This is a genomic window from Bacillus sp. N6, assembly GCF_052805735.1.
On sequence record NZ_CM127843.1, the window covers coordinates 199,911 to 215,002 of the forward strand.

At 33.7% G+C, this 15,092-nt stretch carries 18 protein-coding genes; 11 read left to right on the top strand and 7 right to left on the bottom strand.

Going from position 1 to position 15,092, the window contains the following annotated elements; genetic code table 11:
- Window positions 1-30 precede the first annotated feature (30 nt).
- A complete protein-coding gene (locus ACUXVC_RS01145) occupies window positions 31-897 on the bottom strand; it encodes a LysR family transcriptional regulator (RefSeq protein WP_446025904.1) in 867 nt (288 codons plus the stop codon).
- A 127-nt stretch (window positions 898-1,024) separates the two neighbouring features.
- Between ACUXVC_RS01145 and ACUXVC_RS01150 the strand changes: the two genes are divergently transcribed.
- Both ACUXVC_RS01150 and ACUXVC_RS01155 read left to right on the top strand, forming a co-directional pair.
- Entirely contained in the window at window positions 1,025-1,993 is a 969-nt protein-coding gene (locus ACUXVC_RS01150; protein WP_002004285.1) for a DMT family transporter, read from the top strand.
- Window positions 1,994-2,014: 21 nt separating this feature from the next.
- Entirely contained in the window at window positions 2,015-2,155 is a 141-nt protein-coding gene (locus tag ACUXVC_RS01155; protein ID WP_000894065.1) for a YrzO family protein, read from the top strand.
- A 60-nt stretch (window positions 2,156-2,215) separates the two neighbouring features.
- On the opposite strand, the gene ACUXVC_RS01160 is transcribed toward ACUXVC_RS01155, so the two are convergent.
- Window positions 2,216-2,311, bottom strand: a complete 96-nt coding sequence (locus ACUXVC_RS01160; RefSeq protein ID WP_001059387.1) for a DUF3948 family protein — start codon at window positions 2,309-2,311, stop codon at window positions 2,216-2,218.
- A 337-nt stretch (window positions 2,312-2,648) separates the two neighbouring features.
- On the opposite strand from ACUXVC_RS01160, the gene ACUXVC_RS01165 reads away from it, so the two are divergent.
- Window positions 2,649-3,254 carry a lysophospholipid acyltransferase family protein gene (locus tag ACUXVC_RS01165; protein WP_000277778.1) on the top strand — a complete coding sequence of 202 codons (606 nt, stop codon included), beginning with the start codon at window positions 2,649-2,651 and terminating at the stop codon, window positions 3,252-3,254.
- A gap of 72 nt (window positions 3,255-3,326) precedes the next feature.
- Here the strand turns inward: ACUXVC_RS01165 and ACUXVC_RS01170 are convergent, their stop codons facing one another.
- A complete protein-coding gene (locus tag ACUXVC_RS01170; protein ID WP_001060007.1) occupies window positions 3,327-3,422 on the bottom strand; it encodes a DUF3948 family protein in 96 nt (31 codons plus the stop codon).
- Between the two features lie 305 nt (window positions 3,423-3,727).
- Between ACUXVC_RS01170 and ACUXVC_RS01175 the strand changes: the two genes are divergently transcribed.
- The 5 genes from ACUXVC_RS01175 to ACUXVC_RS01195 all read left to right on the top strand — a co-directional run bounded on the left by ACUXVC_RS01175 (window position 3,728) and on the right by ACUXVC_RS01195 (window position 8,147).
- A complete protein-coding gene (locus ACUXVC_RS01175) occupies window positions 3,728-4,705 on the top strand; it encodes a LacI family DNA-binding transcriptional regulator (protein WP_446025905.1) in 978 nt (325 codons plus the stop codon).
- A gap of 161 nt (window positions 4,706-4,866) precedes the next feature.
- The gene (locus ACUXVC_RS01180) at window positions 4,867-5,196 is read left to right on the top strand and encodes a PH domain-containing protein (RefSeq protein ID WP_001004245.1); all 330 of its coding nucleotides are present in this window, start codon (window positions 4,867-4,869) and stop codon (window positions 5,194-5,196) included.
- 118 nt (window positions 5,197-5,314) lie between these two features.
- Entirely contained in the window at window positions 5,315-6,151 is an 837-nt protein-coding gene (locus ACUXVC_RS01185; RefSeq protein ID WP_000248045.1) for a YitT family protein, read from the top strand.
- Window positions 6,152-6,289: 138 nt separating this feature from the next.
- The gene (locus ACUXVC_RS01190) at window positions 6,290-6,646 is read left to right on the top strand and encodes a YxeA family protein (RefSeq protein ID WP_000728426.1); all 357 of its coding nucleotides are present in this window, start codon (window positions 6,290-6,292) and stop codon (window positions 6,644-6,646) included.
- Between the two features lie 736 nt (window positions 6,647-7,382).
- Window positions 7,383-8,147 (top strand): TatD family hydrolase, encoded by a 765-nt coding sequence (locus ACUXVC_RS01195; protein WP_446025906.1) that lies wholly within the window; start codon window positions 7,383-7,385, stop codon window positions 8,145-8,147.
- 116 nt (window positions 8,148-8,263) lie between these two features.
- Here ACUXVC_RS01195 and ACUXVC_RS01200 read toward each other — a convergent pair whose 3' ends face one another.
- Complete coding sequence (locus ACUXVC_RS01200) at window positions 8,264-9,913, bottom strand: DUF2334 domain-containing protein (RefSeq protein WP_053565420.1); 1,650 nt, start codon at window positions 9,911-9,913, stop codon at window positions 8,264-8,266.
- Window positions 9,914-10,153: 240 nt separating this feature from the next.
- Between ACUXVC_RS01200 and ACUXVC_RS01205 the strand changes: the two genes are divergently transcribed.
- A complete protein-coding gene (locus ACUXVC_RS01205; RefSeq protein WP_000713252.1) occupies window positions 10,154-10,687 on the top strand; it encodes a transglycosylase SLT domain-containing protein in 534 nt (177 codons plus the stop codon).
- A gap of 34 nt (window positions 10,688-10,721) precedes the next feature.
- On the opposite strand, the gene ACUXVC_RS01210 is transcribed toward ACUXVC_RS01205, so the two are convergent.
- Complete coding sequence (locus ACUXVC_RS01210; protein ID WP_053565419.1) at window positions 10,722-11,483, bottom strand: DUF4931 domain-containing protein; 762 nt, start codon at window positions 11,481-11,483, stop codon at window positions 10,722-10,724.
- A 136-nt stretch (window positions 11,484-11,619) separates the two neighbouring features.
- A complete protein-coding gene (locus ACUXVC_RS01215) occupies window positions 11,620-11,748 on the bottom strand; it encodes a hypothetical protein (protein ID WP_053565418.1) in 129 nt (42 codons plus the stop codon).
- Window positions 11,749-12,168: 420 nt separating this feature from the next.
- Here ACUXVC_RS01215 and ACUXVC_RS01220 point away from each other — a divergent pair, with 420 nt between their 5' ends.
- Both ACUXVC_RS01220 and abc-f read left to right on the top strand, forming a co-directional pair.
- Window positions 12,169-12,303, top strand: a complete 135-nt coding sequence (locus tag ACUXVC_RS01220) for an RAxF-45 family protein (protein ID WP_000830643.1) — start codon at window positions 12,169-12,171, stop codon at window positions 12,301-12,303.
- A gap of 73 nt (window positions 12,304-12,376) precedes the next feature.
- Window positions 12,377-14,308: a ribosomal protection-like ABC-F family protein gene (gene abc-f, locus ACUXVC_RS01225; protein WP_140155682.1), complete on the top strand. Its 1,932-nt coding sequence runs from the start codon at window positions 12,377-12,379 to the stop codon at window positions 14,306-14,308.
- A gap of 341 nt (window positions 14,309-14,649) precedes the next feature.
- Here abc-f and ACUXVC_RS01230 read toward each other — a convergent pair whose 3' ends face one another.
- Window positions 14,650-14,847 (bottom strand): hypothetical protein, encoded by a 198-nt coding sequence (locus ACUXVC_RS01230; protein ID WP_000369254.1) that lies wholly within the window; start codon window positions 14,845-14,847, stop codon window positions 14,650-14,652.
- Window positions 14,848-15,092: the final 245 nt, after the last annotated feature.

Sequence of the window (15,092 nt, forward strand, 5' to 3'; positions counted from 1 at the left end):
GAAAGACTTACACTTTTGTAAGAATGTCTTTCACAGCATATTGATATGATGATGTTCTTCAATTGTTTTTAAAAAACTACGCATTGAATTCGTCATATAGCTATCTTTACGGCGTATGAAAACCGTTGAAATACTGCCGTATTTTTCAGGGATTGCATGACAATGTACCTTACCTGCTTTAGAAAGATGATGGACAGCAGACTGTGGTACGAGTGTAATTCCGAGGCCGAGTGCAACGCTGTTTAATATTGTCTCTAATATATTGAATTCCATAATTCTTTTTGGTAGCAAACCTTCGTCTTTAAGCCAACGTTCTAGTTTGGAACGGTATCCGCATCCTTGGTTAAAAACGAGTAGAGGCGTTGTTGTAAATTCTTCTATATGAAAGGCTTTATTTTGTGTTATAAGCATTAATTTCTCTGTACTAACATCGTATTGTTCGATTAGTGGATGTTTAATAGGACCTGATATAAAGGCGCCATCTAATTGATGATCAAGTACTTCTCTAATTAATTCTTCTGTTAGACCCGCTTGTAATGATAAATCGACATTCGGATAGCTTTTATAGTAAGAAGATAAAATGGTAGGCAGTGTACTTACTGTTTCGACTGTACCGATTTTTAATATACCGCAGGGTGTTTCGCTATCTAAAAATACTTGTTTTAGTTCGTCGACATCTTGCAAAATTTTACTAACATAAACGAGCATTTTTCTTCCTTCAGCTGTTAAAGTCATTCCTCGTTTATGGCGGTAAAAGAGTGGGGTTTTTAATTCGTTTTCTAGTTGTTTAATACGTGCAGTTACATTTGATTGTACATAATTTAATTCCTTTGCTGCGTTACTTACACTACCCTGGTCGGCAACGCTTTTAAAGATTTGTAAGTCTCTTAATTCCATTTTGTAATCCCCCTTGATGTTAACTATCATTATAAATGATAGTTAACATCATTTTGAATCATTTTACGTGATATATTTTTTCTTTTACAATTCTCTTTGTGCAAATAGAAAGAAACGGGGGATTGCGGTGAGAAGAGGTCAAATGATAATAGGGGCTTTAGCGTGTTTAATTGCGAGTATGTCATGGGGAGCGATGTTTCCAGTTGCTGATCATGCGCTAGAATACATAGATCCATTTTATTTTTCGCTTATTCGTTATGGAGCAGTGGCGATAATGCTGATTGTATTGTTGTTAATGAAAGAAGGAAAACAGGCATTTCGTTTAGAGGGAAGAGGAAAGTTACTCGTCTTTTTTGGAACGATGGCATTTACAGTATATAATGTCCTCATATTTTTAGGGCAAATGTTAATGGGTAAGTCGGGTGTAATGGTAGCTTCCATTATGGAATCACTTATGCCGATGATTTCTATTTGTATTTTATGGGGATATAAGCATATAAAACCGAAGAAGTATATGATAACGAGTATGGTTATTGCTTTTGTAGGAGCTGTGTTTGTTATTACAAAAGGTGACATGAGTTTCTTTGTAACATTGAAAGATAATATGTTCTCATTAGCATTTATATTTATTGGTGTTGTAGGCTGGGTTATTTATACGATGGGTGGTCAAACGTGTAGTGATTGGTCAACATTACGTTATTCTACGTTGACGTGTGTATTCGGTACGACTGTTACAGGAATTATAACGGTAATTATTACGTCGCTTGGATATGTTTCAGTTCCTAGTATGGGAACGATTTCTATTGTGAAGTACGATTTGTTATTTATGATGACATTGCCAGGTATTGTAGCGCTACTTGCTTGGAACTATGGTGTGAAAATTTTATCATCCATTAATGGGATTTTATTTATTAATTTTGTACCAATTACGACTTTAGTTATTATGATGATGCAAGGGTATCAGATCACAATGTTTGATATTATAGGGACTGTACTTGTTATTGCAGCGCTTATTCGCAATAACGTTTGTCAGAGAAAAGAAGAAAATATAAATAAGAGAGTTTTACAAGAAGAGCAATTACGTCAAGCTGTTTAATAGGCAAATGGAGGATTTCACATGTTAGAAAGTTTATTGTTTTTCTTCGCCGTCGGAGTTGCCTGTGAGCTTGCAGCAATTAATCGAAATGGTCGTAAAAAGATAAAACAACAAGCTGAGCTGATACAGCTTTTAAAAGAATTGAAAGAAAGAAAAAATTAAAAAGACGACCGGGCATAGACGGTCGTCTTTTTCTATATAAAGGGGAAAGGGGACACAAAGTTATACAAGCGTAGCAGCGTAAATGAAAGCAGTAAGAAGAAGAGAGCCGCTAGCTAATCCTAAAAAATCTAATTTGTTAAAAGCAATGTTATTCATAATACATTCTCCTTACTTGTTTAATATAGAAGCAACAGCTTTTGCATCGAAAAGAGCCGATAATACCATGCCCATTGTATGTAAGAAATTGTTCGTTTTCATTTTGTTCATCATATTGATCCACTCCTTTTCGAATAATTGTTGCCCTGTTTCTGACTTAATTGTATGAAATATAGTAAGAAGTAACTATCGAATTAGCTTACAAGAAAATTACACTTTTGTAAGAATTGAAATTTAACAATTCATCCTTAATTTTATTACCAACTCCTAAAACTTAGTGTTATAATTATTGTAAGAATATGATTATACTTCGGATGTTTAGAAAGGAACGAAATAAATGTATAAACCAATTACATTTTTGTTGAAATATATATTTAAAACAGCTGGGAAAGTAGAAGTACAAGGAAGAGAAAAGCTACCAGAAGGTGGACCGTATGTTGTTGCATGTACACATACAAGTTTTATGGATGTATTAATGTTAGCTACAGGGATGTATCCAACTCAAATTCATTACATGGCCAAAAAAGAATTATTTGAAGGGAAATTCAAAAATTGGTTCTTTAAAAATGTAAATGCATTCCCTGTAGATCGTGCGAATCCAGGACCAAGTACACTTAAAATTCCATCACGTTTATTAAAAGAAGGAAAGGTAGTAGGGATTTTTCCGAGTGGAACAAGATCAGCGGAAGATGTTTCATTAAAAGCGGGTGCTGTGACAATTGCGATGCGTTCTAATGTACCTTTAGTGCCGGCAGCTTATGTTGGTCCATCAAGTGTAAAAGAATTAATAAAGGGGAAAAAGGCACAATTGATTTTTGGAGATCCAATTCAAATTGAGGCTGGAGAACAAATAGATCGAAAGACCGCTATGAAAATGATGACAGATCAATTAAATGAGAAGTTTGAGGAGTTAAAAGAAGCTTTGCAATCAAATCAAAAATAAGAAAAGACGACCGGGCATAGACGGTCGTCTTTTCTATTACTATTTATAATAAAGGGGAAAGGGGACACAAAGTTATACAAGCGTAGCGGCGTAAATAAAAGCAGTAAGAAGAAGCGAGCCACTAGCTAGTCCTAAAAAATCTAATTTGTTAAAAGTGATGTTATTCATAATATATTCTCCTTACTTGTTTAATGTAGAAGCAACAGCTTTTGCGTCGATAAGAGCGGAAAATACCATGCCCATTGTATTTAAGAAATTGTTCGTTTTCATTTTGTTCATCATATTAATCCGCTCCTTTTCGAATAGTTGTTACCCTGTTTCTGACTCAATTGTATGAAATGTTGCGGAAAGTAACTATCGAATTAGCTTACAGAAAAATTACACTTTTGTAAGAGAAACGAATGAAGGTGTAATGATAAGAAGATTTGACATATGTTCATGAGATTCATTAAGTTAAAGGTAGAGGTGAGTGTATGGCTAATATTAAAGATATTGCAAAGATGGCGGGAGTTTCAGTTACGACTGTTTCGAGAGTGTTGAATGATCACCCATATGTAAGTGAAGAAAAAAGGAAAGCGGTTATAGAGATAGTTGAGAAATTGAATTACTCGCAAAACGCAAATGCTGTTCATTTATCAAAAGGAAAAACGAATATTGTTGGTGTGATTTTACCGTATATTAATCATCCGTGTTTTGATGCGATGGTGAGCGGAATGATGGAGACTGCGTTAGCGCATAATTACAGGGTGCTACTTTGCCAAACGAATTATAATAAAAAAGAAGAAATGAAAAGTTTACATATGTTAAAAACAAAACAATTGGATGGTCTTATTATTTGTTCACGTGCAAATGATTGGGAAACGATAGAACCGTATGCTTCTTACGGCGCAATAATTGCTTGTGAAGACAATGATATTTCAAACATCTCAAGTGTATATACGAATCATTCAGCGGCCTTTCAATTAGGAATGGATTATTTGATTGAGAAAGGTTATAAAAAAATTGGTTATTGTACGGGAAGAAAATTAGGGCCGAGTAGTCAAAAGCGTTTTGATGTTTATAAACAGCAATTGCAATCTATAGACGAAGAGGTTAATGAAGAATGGATTTTTACAGAATGTTTTACACTAGAAGATGGTGTAAAAGTGGCTCATAAGTTAAAAGAGATGCAGGATCTTCCTGAAGCATTAATAGTAGCAGGTGATGAAGTTGCGATTGGGGTTATGACAGAGGTTGAAAAATTAGGGATTCAAGTTCCTGAGGATTTAGCGATTATTGGCTTTGATAATCAACCTATCTCGCAAGTGTTACAATTGACAACTATTGATCAAAATTTAAAGGAGATAGGGAAAACTGCTTTTGAAATGTTGCATAGAAAAGTGAATGACGAGAGTTCTGGACAAGAAAAGCTGGAAATTCCATACGAACTTGTGGAACGCTCTACAGTTTAATCGTAATCCGTTATGTGTATAATCGCATAACGGATTATTTTTTTGAAATATCTTTGACAGGAAACGCGTTTCATACTTTATAAAGGAGTTAAACCGGTCTGTAATAATCCATGGATTCTTTTCAAGTGTTAATGCAGTGAATAGAATTTGGAGGAATATGCATGAATGAACTTTTATCGAGTATGAAAAAGTATGTAGATGATGATGAAAAGATTCTGGCTTTTGTGGTAGGGATATTTGAGAAGGATAATTTTATATTATCGTATCAACATGGGGTTTTTGTTGCCACTACTAGACGTCTCCTTTTTTACGGGAAATTTCCGTACTATTCTTCAACATTTAAAGAGTATTCATATTTGCATATAGATAGCATAGATTTTCATCCGTATTTTGAATTTACTTGTAGTCATGAAACCATTCGCGCTAAGTATATTCAGAAAGGGAATGTGGAGCGATTTGTCCGTGCAGTTAGAGCAAATATGAATAATTAATCAACCCTCTGTTTAAACATAATATTTCAATTTTTAAGAGGGAAAATGCGGAATAAAAACCACTTCTAAACCTCTAGGAGATAGTGATACAATGTCAAATGGGGGGAGGGTATGAACTATGGTTAATCAACGTATAAAGGAAATAACACTAATTACAATTGGTTCATTATTATTCGCAATTGGTATTAATTACTTTGCAATTCCAAACCGTTTATCGGAAGGTGGAATTATTGGTTTAACGGTTGTTACGTACTACTTATTTGATTGGTCACCAGGAATTGTGAACTTTGCTATAAATGCAATTTTACTAGCTGTTGGTTATAAATTTTTTGATAAGAAAACAATGATTTATACAATTTTAGGGATTGTAGAAACATCTTTGTTTTTATACGTTACAGAACATATTGAGTATCATGTAAATAGTGATACATTATTAGCAGCTTTATTTGCTGGTTTATTTGTGGGCATTGGATTAGGCTGTATGTTCAAAGCCGGAGGTACATCGGGAGGATCAGCAATCTTAGCTCAGTTAGCAAATCAATATTTAGGTTGGAGTGTAGGGAAAGGCGTACTAATTATTGATATTGTTGTAATTGCTGGTTCTGTATTTATAATAGGGCAAGAAAAGGCAATGTATACACTTGTGGCTGTGTTCATTGGAGCGAAGGTGATTGATTTCATTGTAGAAGGAATGGACACAAAAACGGCTGTTACGATTATTTCGAATCAACCAGATTTAATTCGTGAAGCTATTACGAAAAATATGACACGCGGTGTTACTGTATTAGAAGGGCGCGGCGGATATACTGGTAAAAATAAAGAAGTTTTATATGTTGTTATTAATAAACAAGAGCTTGTTAAGTTAAAACAAGTTATTAGCCGGGTAGATGAAGATGCTTTCGTTGTTATACATGATGTACGTGATGTACTTGGCGGTGGCTTTAAAGCGAGCTAAAAGGTGAACGAGTAAATTCGTTCACCTTTTTTAATTCTTACAAAAATGTAAGTGTAATGTAATGAGATTCAATAGTAGATTTTATTCCCCCTTTTTAAAATGGATGTATATATATCCTGCAGAGGAGGAATGTTTATTATGAAGAAAAAAATGATCACTACTATAATAGCGATGATAGTGATAGTAGTAATGTTACTGCCTACGAAACTTGGACCGGTTATCGATAAATATAATCCACTGTATAAGACGAAAGAATACTATACGGTTGTGAATACAATTGGTCAGCATATCGGTGATGAGTGGTATGAATATGAATTTATTGCATTCGATGAACGTGGTAGAGAGCAGAAAATAAAGAAAACGGTTAAGCATATGTTAAAGAGAGATGAAGCATTAAAGGTTTTTGCAAAAGGGCGTTACGGTGAGTCCATTGAAGAGATTGAGGTTGCAAATATTCCTATAAATGCGAAGAGTAAACTTTTAACGGTGAGATAGCGAAATATACCCCCAGCTATTTTTTGTCGAAAATAAAAATACTGGGTAAGGGTATTTTTAAGGTTAACAAAAAAGCCTTAGTCCATATAGACTAAGGCTTTTTTGTTATATAAAGGGGAAGGGGGTACATTGTAGTAGCATGGGTGAAAGGTATAAGAAGAGTAGCTACTAGCAATGTAATTTGGTTATGTGATTGTTCTTCTTATTTGGCTTACTTTCTAACTTTATTGTACGAAATATAAATAAGGAGAACTATCGAATTACATTACACATAACTTACAAACATGTAAGCCTTCTGTAATGTAATTCGATAGTTAAAAGATAGTAATTTTCATATAGTGTAACTAGAAAGTATCAATGTATTACTTTCTGTTTGTAATGAAGAATGAAAAACCAACTAATTTTTAATAATCCTCATCTGAATAAAGATGGGGATCTTTTTTAAACCTTACAACATTGTAAGGTTTACGTAAGTTAATTCGATAGTAAATTTGTCATATTTTTTGCATAATAGATACAGATAGAAAAATAATTAGGGATCTAGTAAGAAGGGAGAAAAATGGGATGCGTAAAGAAGAAGTAGTGAAGTTACCAATTAAAGATTTCTGTAGCTACTTTACTGTTGCCGTAGTGTGTATTGGATTATTTGATATCATAACAAACTTAATTGTTAAATAATATAGATGCTAAAACAAGAAAGGAAGTCCTTTCTTGTTTTTTTTATGGGGGCATAAAGATGAAATGGATTGATAGTCATATACATGTTGATCAATATAAGGATGAAGAGAAGAGCAGATTACTAAAAGAGGTGGAAAATAGTAAAGAAATAAAGGGGCTTATTGCGGTATCTATGAATTATCAATCTTGTAAGGAAACGTTATCTTTAGCGAAGAAGTATCCCTTTATATATCCAGCGTTAGGGTTTCATCCAGAGCAACAGATTCATAAAGAAGAGTGTGAACAGATTTATCAACTTATTGAACAGAACGCAGAGGAAATTGTTGCGATTGGTGAAGTAGGTTTGCCCTATTATTTGAGAAAAGAAGATGAAAGAATTGCTGCAGATCCATACATAGCTGTATTGAAAAAATTTATAGAACTAGCTAGTAAGTATAATTTGCCGATTGTATTACACGCAGTTTATGAAGATGCTGACATTGTATGTGATTTGCTAGAGAAATATAAAGTTTCACGTGCACACTTCCATTGGTTTAAAGGAAGCGATGAAACAATGAAACGGATGATGAGAAATGGTTATTATATTTCGATTACACCGGATGTTTTACATAAGGAGAAGATTAGAAAAATCGTTTCGTATTATCCGCTTGAATATATGATGGTAGAAACAGATGGTCCGTGGGAATTTCAAGAGGATGTTATAACGCACCCAAGAATGATTCGAGAGGTATTAAAGGAAATTAGTTCTATAAAAAACATATCCATTGATAAGGTCGCAAAAACAATATATGAAAATACAAGTCAATTTTATTTGAAAGGATAGGGGAATTATAGTTTTAATCATGTAACGGAAAAAGTAAAAGTTGAATTTATTTAGTAAAATGCCACGGTTTGATATATGACAAAAAACCACCAAGCGTTCCGCTCGGTGGTTTTGTATTAGGATTCTAATTTTTTCGCACGTTTTAATAATAAAAGAAAGACAATGATAACGAATCCTAGTATAAGGAAGAAGCCATATTGCTTTATATAATCAATTATGTCATTTGCACTTGTTGGTTTTTTAACGTGAATGCCGTCTTTATTCGTAGTAATATGAATATCTTTCATTTTTACTTCATTCTTTTCCTTTTGTAAATCAATCCATTCTATATTTGGAATACTCTCTAGATCCTTTAACACTTCTTTTAATGGTTTCACACCTAAGTAAGGATGATAGAATGCTCCAATAATCCCATCGGATAATTTAGCAACAGATAAAGCATTTGCTTTCATTTTAGCAATAGCTTGTGGCTTATCTTCTTCAATAAAACCGACTGTTTCAGGCATTAATTTCATTCCATGTAGAAATGATGGTGTACTTCTATATGCTGGAGAGTGCATGGATTTCCAAGTTGTATCACTTAACTGTAGTTGTCCTACATAAGTTGAAAAGTATCTTGATAATATTTCATACCCTTTTTGAGACATTGTGTAATGAGGTGCTTCAAAGGCGACAGGATATAGTTTAGCATCTACAAGTTCTTGAATCCCCTTTTCGATATGATCTGTCGTATATTTTTCCTCAAACTCTTCCCCTTTTTTTACATATTGGTTATATGACTCTATATTTGGAAATTCATCTTTTCTCTTCGGTTTTTCATGTTTCGATTGGCGAATTGGTTGATCCGTCTTTACGTCCCAAAATTCAAAACCTTCCCCAGTTTCACTATCATAAAATTGGTGAGTGTAACCATGCATAATAATCGCTGCGCCATCATCTTGCATAGAGCGTAAAAGATCGACTAGTTCGGGTTTATCTTTTAAATGTAGTGTTTTACCTGTATCTGGATCTGTATATACAGGAATAACAGTGATCATGTAAGGGATCTTCTTCTCTTTTAGTAATTCAGCAATTTCTTTCAATTGATTTATATCTGCTGCTGGGTGAACATCCTCAAGACGTAAATAAGCTAATTTTTTATTGGTTTCGGGTTTTTGCTGAAAATAAGAAAATAGGCTTTCGCCAATATAATAAGATATCCAATCAAAGAGGTTAGAAGTAGCTACATAATAAGAATTATTTTGCTGTACAATTAATGGATAAGTATTATTTCCTCTTAAAGCATGTGCGAGAATTGTTCCGTTTGTATCAAGTTGTTTAATTGATCTTTCTTCTTCTAATATATTCTTTAGTTTACGTGTTGGATATTCAATTGTATCAGAGTTTATATCTTCATTTTTAAGTGTGATAAATGAAAAACGAGTAGATAACTGTTCTATATTTTGACCTAAAACTAGTAATGGTCCTGGGAAGCCTTCTAGAAATTCCTTTGCTTCAGTAGAAAGTTCTTCTTGTTTTTCACCCATGTAAATAACATGTGTATACGAAGATTTATCAGTTATTTCAGCTAACTGTTTTATGTTTTTAATTGTTATATTATTAGTGAAATGCCCTACTTGTGTATTAAGTATTTGGATATCGCTTGTAATTTGATCATCGTTTGAACTATATAAAATAAGGGTTTTTGGTTGTTCAGTTTTTTGTGCGGAAATAGGGACAGGAATTAATAGTAGTAAACTAAATAAGAGTAACAGCCATTTTTTCATATTATTATTCTCCTAGTTTATATTTAGAATTCAATTTACAATTATATACAATAAATGCGTTATAGTCTATGAAAGTTACATTTTTGCACGTATTTACCAGCTGTTTTTTCGCAAAATCGGTCTAAAGCATGATGATAATATGTATAGTTATTTGCTATGATAAAAGAGTAATAGAATGTAGGTAATTGTAAAGGGAAGGCTGAAAGGGGAAAAATTTCAGCGGAGAAAGAGGTAGAGGTAGTGAAGAAATTCTTTGTAGGATTTTTAGTTGTTCTTGGAGTATATTTATATTTCCAAGGAAAGTCTGAAGGAATGGATAAGCTAGTGAATGGAACAAGCTATGTTGATTCAGAAGAAGCAAAACAGGTGAAACAAATCATTATAGAGGAAGCGAAGAAAGTAAATCTTCCGGAATGGATACCTCTTGCAATTGCTGAGCATGAAAGTCGATTAAATCCAAGGAGTGTTGGAGATAATGGAACTTCATTCGGATTGTTTCAACTGCACCGCGGCGGCGGGCTTGCACCAGAACATTTAACTGATGATGAGCTAAAAGATCCACGTACAAATGCACAAATTGCAATGCCGCATTTACTGAAAGGATATAAGCGCGGGGTGCAAAAAGGTTTGACTGATTTTGCATTACTGAAATATATAGCGAATACATCTGGATGGCCAGGGAATTTAGGGCCAGAGTGGACGGATAATAACATGAAGTATAACATCGGATTAGAAGATGTGTACTATCGAAATAAAGGTGTAATAAAAGAGTAGGTTTTAACCTACTCTATTTTTTTTGGTAATCGTGTCATTTTGTGAAATACTCCGCTAGTTGTATTTTTACGTCTTCTAGTTTTGTAGAAACTTGAGGTATTTTATATCCTACATACAGCGGTGAAACGACAAACCTAGGAACAACTTTACAAATAATTTTTCCATTTAAGTAATAGAAGAATAAGTTATAACTACTGCATCCTTTATGGAAATCTGTCAGTATGTAACGTACAGTTTGCTGAATGTAATTTGCCATATCATCTATATATGAAATATTATCAATGATTATATTGAATTCAGTGAAGCCAATAATGGGACGCTCTGAAATGTTAAGCTCAATGCGTTCGTTTTTTTGAACAATTACCCCTTGGAAATTTTCTTCTTCAATATTTTCAAGATAATCTACATGTTTCATTCCGATAATTTGCATGTGTGCATGATGCAAACTTCCACCTGAAAATGGACCGTGATTTTTGTATAAAATCACAGACGCGAACTCTTCTTTCTTCTGTAAGTGTAACCAATGTTGAATAGAAAATTGCATTAATTTCCGCATATGTTCTTCTGTATATGTTGCGATATGATCTTCGCAATTATCGGTTTCAATTAACACTGTTTGAAATGTATCTTGTAATGTAGGAAATTTATTTTTTAACCAAATAATAGAACCATCAGTTGCTAAAATATCCGTTAAATGTTCTTTATCGCAAAATGGACATGCAGCGCTTCTATTCCGAATACTTTCTGGTTTTTGTTTACCGATATCGTTTAAAAAATATAGTTGTTGTGTATCCATTTATATATATGCCCCTTTAAAATATGTGTAAAAATCCCGCTTAATACATTCGGGAAAAGGAGAAGGAAATCCTCTAAAGGCAATATAGAAAAAATAAAAGACAAGATATCCTCATTACGATAGGGTACCTTGTCTTTTATTTTTTCTCTAATAGTGTGTATGGATAATATAGAACATTTTCATTATTTCTCTTTTTTCTATTTTTTATTGTGTATAAAGTAATTGCTGTGCTTGCAATGATAATAATGGCTTTCTTCATATTCATATACCCCTTTTTATTGTTGGTTTAATTCTTGGCTAACTGCTTTTGCATCGACTAAAGCGTGTAAAATCATTTTCACCATGTTCATCATATTTCTTCACTCCTTTTTATAGTTCATTTAGTTCTTTTACAACTGCTTGTCCGTTCACTAATACCTCAAAGATTGTTTTTACGATTTCTTTCATCATGTTTGTTTCCTCCTTTTGTTTGTCTCTCTTGTTTACATCTTTATTGTATAGGGAGGCATCTTTTCGTACTATCGCTTTCCATTACGTGAACATAACAGTTTTGTAAGATTTGATGTCACTTATTGAAATGTTTAGTCTATCTTCATTATTTTCAGAAAAATGACTATTCAAACATGAAATTGGAAAGTATAATAAAGAAGTAAGTATTAAATTCCGTACGAAAGGGGTGAATGAGATGAAACGTTCTTTAGCTGCACGTGCCAAATTTTTAGATTTTATCTATTTTTGTCGTGCGATTTTTCATGATGTAGTTGTTAACGGGATACGTATGCCCTTTTTTAACAATTGCATAGTGACTATTGAACGATAGAAATCTCTTCACCCATTTTTAATAAACGTGTGAAAAGGGAGCTATTTGGCTTCCTTTTTCTATGCCGAAAACCATGGGGAATGTTTCTTTCTCATGGTTTTTTATATTGAAAGGAGTACGGAAAATGACTATTTGTAGTGTAAATAATGTAACGAAATCTTTTGGTGGAAACACTATATTTGAAAATATATCGCTTGAAATAAAGAATGGTGAACGTGTTGGATTAGTTGGTCGTAACGGTAGTGGGAAGACAACAATCTTTGGGCTTCTAACGGGAATGGAGAGTTTGGATGCAGGAGCCATTCATATGAAGAAAGGTACACGTATTGGTCATGTCGCACAAATTCCGAAGTTTGATGAGGCTATGACTGTATATGATGTATTGAGTTCTGCTTTTAAAGTAGAAAAGGAATTAGAAAAAGAAATGCATGCTTTAGAAAAAAATATGGCGGTGGAACAGGAACAATCTGCTTTGGAAAAGCTAATGGAGAGGTACGGAGTCATTCAAGAAAAATTTGCGTTTCTCGGTGGTTATGAAATCGAGGCAAATATAATGAAGGTAGCAAATGGCTTACAAGTGACAGACTTATTTTCAAGAGTATTTACGGAATTAAGTGGAGGAGAACAGACGAAAGTAAGCCTTGCATATATGCTATTGCAGAAACCAGATTTACTTCTATTAGATGAACCAACAAATCATTTAGATTTATTTGCAGTTGAATGGTTAGAGCAATTTTTAAAAGAATACACTGGAACAGTTATGGTTATTTCACATGATCGTTATTTCCTTGATGAAGTTGTAACGAAAATTTTTGATTTGGAAGATGGAGAGATTCACGTGTACCATACGAATTATTCTCAGTTCGTTGAGGAGAAGGAAGAAAGATTACTTCAAGAGTTTCAAGCTTATCAGGAGCAACAAAAGAAAATAAAGAAAATGAAAGAAGCAATTAAGCGTCTACGTGAATGGGCAAATCAAGCGAACCCTCCGAATGAAGGATTGCATAAAAGAGCGAGAAATATGGAACGTGCGTTAGAACGTATAGAGAAATTAAAGAGGCCAATTTTAGAACGAAAACAGATGGGTCTTCAGTTTGAAGGGCAAGAGAGAAGCGGGAAAGATGTTGTTGTAATGAAAGAAGTGAGTAAAGGTTTTGCTGGTCGACCTTTATTTGAACAAGCGAATTTACATGTTCGTTTTCAAGAGCGTGCGGCTATCGTTGGTCGTAATGGTACAGGAAAGACTACATTATTAAAACTACTATTAAAAGAAATAAATCCAGACGTTGGTGAAATTCGAATTGGTAGTAGTGTCAAAATTGGTTATTTATCACAGCATACGTATGGAAATGTGAAGAGTAATGTATTGGAAGCGTTTAGAGAGTATGTAGCTGTAACAGAAGGAGAAGCAAGACATATATTGGCTAAGTTTTTATTTTATGGTCCAGCAGTATTTAAGAAAGTAACGCAACTGAGCGGTGGAGAAAAAATGAGGTTAAGACTTGCGCAACTTATGTATCAAGACATCAATTTTTTAATTCTAGATGAGCCGACAAACCATCTTGATATTGAATCAAGGGAAGTTTTAGAGGAAGCCCTTGAGCAATATAATGGAACAATCCTAGCTGTTTCACATGATCGTTATTTTTTAAATAAGTTATTTGAAAAGACGTACTGGATTGATGAATGTAAATTATTTGAGTTTGCAGGAAACTATGCATGGGCTCGTCAAAAATGGGAAGAAAAGCTTGAGAAGCAAGTAATAAAGCAAAAACGCCAAGGGAGAAAGAGTGTTGAAATGGTTCCAGTAAAAGAGAAAAAAGCTAGGAATCTTGAAGAGATTGAAAATGAGTTAATGCATGTAGAAGAAGATATATATGCAATAGAATGTGAAATGGAACATGTAGCTGATGTTGAAAGACTTGAAAAATTATATGAGGAAAAAACGATGAAAGAGTTGTTGCGAGCGAAGTTATATAGTGAGTTAGAGAATATTGTGGAGTAAAGAGTAGAAAGCCACTTCCTTTCAGTTTTGCTGGAGGAAGTGGCTTTTTCATAATGATATTTTGCTTTAAAGATTAAATGAAGCGATGTGTTTCACGTGAAACAGTAACTTAGATAAATCCGTGTTCCTCAATTTGCATAGCTTGTGAAGCGTATGAAATGATAAGGTGAAAAATAAATGCCATTAGTGGCTGTTCAATAGGAGTAATCACAAAAACAAAGGCTAATTATTTCCCGAGAGATAAAGTGAAACTTTAATCAGTGGGGGGGTTACTGCCCGGCAAATAGCGGGATAAATATGTGTAACAGAGACTAGTGATTGAAAACGAAAAGAGAGCAAAGTTACAGCTTTACGCGCTGAACTCTGCTCTCTTTTTGCGTGGCATCTTCTCTCGTTGAAATTATAATAGCGATCCCGAGCATGATAAAAAAAGCTAAAAAGAGGACGAACTTTGGGAAGAACGGGAATAGTAATAGCGCCCCGACTATCATAATTGTTAATAATACGTAGTGCAGGACGTATTGGAATAGGTTGTCCATATTTTCGCCCCCTTTTTGGTAATTGGTTATTAGTATTCTATGTTTCATGCTGAAGAAATAGAAGTAGATTTTTAAGTTTTTAATACGAATTATAGCTGAGTTTTCTTAAAGTATAAGGATAGAGTGATAATTTTGGAAAAATTCTCAAAATATTTATTTAGAAAGAATTGACAAAATATACTGAACGATATAAGCTAATAACCATAAAGTCTACCGGAAAGGTCGGAATAAGATTGTTACCCCTC